General features: G+C 45.4%; 1 pseudogene. It reads left to right on the forward strand.

Annotated features, from left to right (window positions below):
* Positions 1-499 (forward strand): annotated as a pseudogene (dnaB, locus tag RVS70_RS22110) (replication initiation membrane attachment protein DnaB); the annotation flags it as partial.

Here is a 499-nt window from a genome sequence, read left to right on the forward strand (position 1 = left end):
ATGTTTTTCTGTACAATAGGGTCGGAAAAACGAAATATCAGCAATTAAAACAATTTTTTACGCACCCGGCCATTTCAGAAGATGCGAAGGACATTACGCGGCCGTTTAATCACGCGTTTGAATCGCTGCAGCCGAGTGAATGGAAGCTCACATCTGATATGGAGGAAACGGTAAGACTTGCCGAGGGGAACGAGTATANTTCTGTCGGACAGGCTCCGTCCTACACCATAACGGAGGATGTGTTTGATTTTGATTTGTTTTTAGCGGGACTTTCTGAGACGATGATTCCGAGAAAAGCGATGACCCAGCAGGTGCGGGACACAATCAAAAAGCTTTCTTATCTGTACGGAATTGACCCATTGAAGATGCAAAATGTCGTGATGAGCGCAATTGATGAGCATGATGTCATTACGACGGAGGCATTAAGAAAAGCGGCCAGCGACTGGTATCAAATCGAAAGAAACGGACAGCTGCCCGATTTAGTGGAAAAAACACAGCC

This window comes from Virgibacillus sp. M23 (genome assembly GCF_034190895.1).
Lineage (GTDB): Bacteria > Bacillota > Bacilli > Bacillales > Amphibacillaceae > Virgibacillus > Virgibacillus salarius.